The sequence below is a fragment of the Pseudomonas atagonensis genome, from assembly GCF_011369485.1.
In the GTDB taxonomy this organism is placed as follows: Bacteria; Pseudomonadota; Gammaproteobacteria; order Pseudomonadales; family Pseudomonadaceae; genus Aquipseudomonas; species Aquipseudomonas atagonensis.
In genome coordinates this window covers 1-3,238 of sequence record NZ_VXCA01000054.1, presented here as the reverse complement: position 1 = coordinate 3,238, position 3,238 = coordinate 1, and the positions used below count along the sequence as shown (strand labels likewise).

Below are 3,238 nucleotides of genomic sequence, written 5' to 3'. Positions count from 1 at the left end.
CACCGCTTGCGTGCGGCGCTTGGCCTGAGCGCCCTCACCCGGGTCGTTGACGATGAAGGGATAGATGTTCGGCAAAGGCCCGAGCAATGCATCCGGCCAGCAATTTTCCGAAAGCCCCACGCCTTTGCCTGGCAGCCATTCGAGGTTGCCGTGTTTACCAACGTGGATCACGCCGTGGGCGCCGTAGGTGTTGCGCAACCAGAAGTAGAAGGCGAGATAACCGTGGGGCGGCACCAGATCCGGGTCGTGATACACCGCGCTCGGATCGACCTGATAACCCCGGGCCGGCTGAATGCCGACGAAAGTCAGGCCAAAGCGCAGACCGGCGATCATCATCCGCCCGNNCGGATCGTTTTGCGGCGGGCCCCAACGCTCGACGACGGCAGCGCGATTGGCTTCAGGCAGCGCGTTGAACATCGTCAGGTAATCGTCAATCGCCAGGCTTTGCTGGCACGGGCGCAAATCAATCGTGTCGAGGTCATTGCTGACGCCGCCGAGCAACTGTTTGATCAGCTCGGTGCCGCTCTCCGGCAGGTGCGCCGCAAGCGGATACCCCTCGGCCTGCAGCGCGCGCAAGATGTTCAGCGCTGCTGCCGGCGTGTCGAGACCGACACCGTTGCCGATGCGCCCGTCGCGCGTCGGGTAGTTGGCGAGAATCAGCGCAATGCGTTTTTCGGCATTCGGCGCGCGCGCCAGATCGATCCAGCGCCGCGCCAGTTGCGCGACGAAATCCATGCGCTCGGGTTGCGCCCGATAACAGACCACGTCGGACTGACTGCGCTCACTGCGCCAGGCCAGATCCTTGAAGCTGATCGGCCGGCTGATGATCCGGCCATCGAGTTCCGGCAGCGCGATGTGCATCGCCAGATCCCGTGGCCCGAGGCCCTGTTCGCTGTCACGCCAGCCGGGCTCGTTGTCTTGTGCGCAGATGGCCTGGATCACTGGAATGTCGCGGCGAAACGGCCGCAAATGCGGCGCTTCGGGGCTGGACTGAGCAAACCCGGTGGTGTTGAGAATCACCCCCGCCTCGACCTCATCCAGCCAATCCTCGACCACCGACAGACAGCCCGGTTCTTTCAGGCTGGCCACCGCAATCGGCAACGGGTTAAGCCCCGCTGCTTGCAGGCGCTGACAGAAAACATCGATGAACGCGGTGTTCGCCGCTTGCAGGTGCGAACGGTAGAACAGCACCGCCGCGACCGGTTGATCCGGCAGCCAATCGGCTTGCCAGTCGGCCAGTGCCGCGGTGTTTTTATCGGGGTGGTAAATCGCTGTGCGCGGCAGCGTCTGCGGCTCGCCCCAGGCGTAATCGCGAGCGAGCCAGCGGTTGGCCAGACAGCGGAAGAAATCCAGCGCATTGCCCATGCCGCCCTGACGCAAGAACTGCCAGAGCCGATCACGATCCTCGGCGCTCACGGTGCTCAGATCGCTGAGTTCAGGATCGGGGCGATCATCGCCCGGCACCAGAATCACCTGCACACCGCGCTCGGTCAATTCGATCAAGCGCTCGACGCCATAACGCCAATAGGCAATCCCGCCGTGCAGCGAAATCAGAATGACCTTGGCGTGGCGCAGCACTTCGTCGACGTACAGATCGACCGAGGCATGATTCTGCACCTGCATCGGATTGGCCAGACGCAGGCTCGGATAGTCGTCGGGCAATTGCTGCGCCGCTTCGGCAAGCAACGCCAGACTGGAGTCACCGCTGCACAGGATCACCAGTTCGGCGGGGGTTTGTCCAAGGTCGGCAATGTTGTCATCCGACACGAAACCGCCGGGCTGGGTCCTGAGCAGGTGCATGGTTTAAACGCTGAGCGCGGCGCGCAGTTGCGCTTCGAGTTGTGCCGCGTCGAGCGCCTGACCGATCAACACCAGACGTGTAACGCGCGCTTCATCGGCGCCCCACGGACGGTCGAAATGTTTGTCGAAACGCGTGCCGACGCCCTGAATCAGCAGGCGCATCGGTTTGTTCGGAATGGCGGCGAAGCCTTTGACCCGCAGAATGCCGTGCTGAACCACCAGTTGCGTCAGCGCGTCGAGCAGCAGGCTTTCGTCGGCTTGCGGCAGTTCGATGGAGATCGAGTCGAAGGCGTCGTGATCGTGGTCATCGTGATCGTCATCACCATCGTGGTGGTGATCGTGATGGCTGTGGCGGCTGTCGATGTGCTCTTCGGAGCCAGCACCGAGGCCGATCAACACGTCCAGCGGCAGGCGACCGTTGCTGGCCTCGATGATCTTCACCGCTGGCGGCAGCTCTTCGGCGACTTCGGCGCGCACGCGGGCCAAATCTTCCGGGCTGGTCTGGTCGGCCTTGTTGAGAATTACCAGATCGGCACTGGCCAACTGATCAGCGAACAGTTCGTGCAGCGGCGATTCGTGGTCCAGGTTCGGATCGAGTTTGCGCTGGGCGTCGACCTGATCCGGGAACGCGGCGAAAGTGCCGGCGGCCACGGCTGGGCTGTCGACTACGGTGATCACCGCGTCAACGGTGCAGGCGCTGCGGATTTCCGGCCACTGGAACGCTTGCACCAGCGGTTTTGGCAGGGCCAGGCCCGAGGTTTCGATGAGGATGTGGTCAAGGTCGCCGCGACGGGCAACCAATTCGCGCATGACCGGGAAGAATTCTTCCTGAACGGTGCAGCAGAGGCAGCCGTTGGCCAGTTCGTAGACGCGACCGGTGGCTTCTTCTTCGGTGCAGCCGATGGTGCATTGCTTGAGGATTTCACCGTCGATGCCCAGCTCGCCAAACTCGTTGACGATCACCGCGATACGGCGGCCCTGAGCGTTGTCGAGCATGTGCCGCAGCAAGGTGGTTTTGCCCGAGCCGAGGAAGCCGGTGACGATGGTGACGGGGAGTTTGGCCAGTGTTTTCATCGGATGCCCTTTGGCAAGGTGGCGGGCAAACGGGACGAGATCCGCTGCGCAGCCGCGCGCGCGGAAGAATTCGCCACCGGATCACCCCGCCCGGTTGTAGTGAGAAATCTGTGACGAGGCAGGTCTCCTGGCTGACGGTGTTCAGGCTTTGCGCCTGGCATTCGCTGCGCCTTCCCGCTGGCCCATGGGTTGAGCTGGCAGTGGCGTGGCAGTGAATTTCACCGTTCACAGTTGCGGGGGCAGCCGCGGCTTTGACCGCGTTCCCTTCTTAGCTCCGGTTTTTTGCCGGAGAACCTCGAAAGCGCAAGGCTACGCATGGGTTCGCGATGGGTCAATGGGAGGTTGGTTTTGGGGGCATATCCGT

General features: G+C 62.8%; 2 protein-coding genes and 1 riboswitch. Both genes read right to left on the bottom strand.

Annotated features, from left to right (window positions below):
* On the bottom strand, positions 1-1,800 hold a 1,800-nt coding region (locus F2P67_RS27200), incomplete at its 3' end, for a cobaltochelatase subunit CobN (protein ID WP_178120964.1).
* Between the two features lie 3 nt (positions 1,801-1,803).
* Positions 1,804-2,874 carry a cobalamin biosynthesis protein CobW gene (gene cobW, locus F2P67_RS27195; RefSeq protein WP_166226263.1) on the bottom strand — a complete coding sequence of 357 codons (1,071 nt, stop codon included), beginning with the start codon at positions 2,872-2,874 and terminating at the stop codon, positions 1,804-1,806.
* Positions 2,875-2,974: 100 nt separating this feature from the next.
* A riboswitch (cobalamin riboswitch) is annotated at positions 2,975-3,187 on the bottom strand.
* Positions 3,188-3,238: the final 51 nt, after the last annotated feature.